The organism is Planococcus salinus, assembly GCF_003719725.1.
In the GTDB taxonomy this organism is placed as follows: Bacteria; Bacillota; Bacilli; order Bacillales_A; family Planococcaceae; genus Planococcus; species Planococcus salinus.
The window spans coordinates 1-1716 of sequence record NZ_RIAX01000026.1 but is presented as its reverse complement, the minus strand read 5'-3'; the positions used below and the strand labels follow the sequence as shown (position 1 = coordinate 1716).

Sequence of the window (1716 nt, the reverse complement as noted above, 5' to 3'; positions counted from 1 at the left end):
TCTAAAGCAGAGGGGATTCCCCTCTGCTTTAGTCGTTTATTAGAGAGTGCTCTTTGAACCACTTTCGATAATCCGATGTACCGGTATCCTTTTCTGCAGAACGTTAAGCCCTTGGCTTCTTCCTCAGGTATCCCTAGTTGGATTAGCGATTTGATTTGTTTTCGGGGTTTCTTCCATTGTTTCCAGATGATGACCCGAATTCTTGAGCGCAATTTCGTATCTACCCGCGTCATTGCGTTCTTCATATTCGCGATTCGAAAGTAATTGACCCAACCCACGATGACTTGTTTTAATTTCACGATTCGGTGGTCTAACGAAATACTCCAGTTTCGCTTCGTCAGATGCCGAAGCTTCCGTTGAAATTTCAGCACGGACTCAGGGTGAGGCCTCACTTGATAGCGCTTGTTTCTGTAATCGTAGTAATAACCAAACCCTAAGAACTTTAAGTCTTTCGGGCGAGCGATTCTGCTCTTCTCGGCGTTGACGATTAATCCCAGTTTTCCTTCGATAAATTTCACGATGGATTTCATCACGCGGTCCGCTGCTTTTTCGCTTTTCACAAAGATGAGCGCATCATCGGCGTATCGCACGAATCGCAGTTCCCTGCGTTCCAATTCCTGATCGAGTTCATTTAACATGATGTTACTGAGTAGTGGACTGAGGTTGCCTCCTTGCGGAGTGCCGACAGGCGTCTCTTCGTATGTTCCCTTCACCATGACCCCACTCACTAAGTATTTTCTGATGAGCGAGATGACATCTCCATCGCCTATGGTATTGGCGATTAAACGCATGAGCTTATCGTGATGAACAGTATCGAAGAATCTTTCCAGATCGATGTCCACGACCCAATCGTATCTGTCATTCAGAAATTCCAGGCTTTTGATAATCGCCATCTCGCAACTTCTCTTGGGTCTGAAACCGTAACTGAATTCACTGAACTGTTTTTCGAATATCGGACTGAGTACTTGATGAATCGCCTGTTGAACGACCCGATCCACGACTGTTGGTATGCCCAATTTGCGCATCTTGCCATTCTCTTTTGGGATTTCCACTCGTAAGGCAGCTTGTGGCTGGTACTTTCTTGTTCGGATGCGCTGGCGCAATTCATCCTTGTTCTCTTTCAGGTATTCCTTCAGTTCATCGACTGTTACGCCATCGACCCCACTCGCCCCTTTGTTTCGGTAGACACGCAAGTAGGCATCGTTCATATTCTGGTTGCTTAGGATCTGCTCTAAAAGTTCCACACTCGTTTCCCCTTTCCATTCACGTAGTAAGGGATAGCTCCATTTTGGGTTGTCCTTTGAGATACGCTCATCCTTTCACCCGTAACACATTCGGAGTTCGTCCCTTACGCACTCGCGGCGTTGAAACACTATAAATTGTTCAGCCCTTCGTGAATTTCTTCACTACTATGGCTTCTGCTGACTTCTTGCGGCTAACCTTTTTCGACTGCACGCCAGTGCATCCACAAGACCTCCCAGGGTAAGACAACTATCTTTCCTCTTTTACTCGCCTGATTTACTCTATAAAGTTACGCACATCTTTTGGACTTTGACTTGTTTGGGAGTCTCATCCCTTCATAAAGCCTTCGTATCAGATTTCTGTTCGTCGAGCCAAGATTTTATTCCACGCTTCCTCCAGCCCTTACCTCACAATAAGCACCTTGCGCTTCCTTAGTGGTTGGTCGATGTGTACCCCCACAATGGACTTTCACCA

The 1716-nt window shown here is 46.2% G+C and carries 1 protein-coding gene; it reads right to left on the bottom strand.

Going from position 1 to position 1716, the window contains the following annotated elements; translation table 11 throughout:
* Positions 1–1244, bottom strand: a 1244-nt coding sequence (gene ltrA, locus EEX84_RS16395) for a group II intron reverse transcriptase/maturase (RefSeq protein WP_123166722.1), incomplete at its 3' end; no start/stop codon positions are given.
* Between the last annotated feature and the right edge of the window lie 472 nt (positions 1245–1716).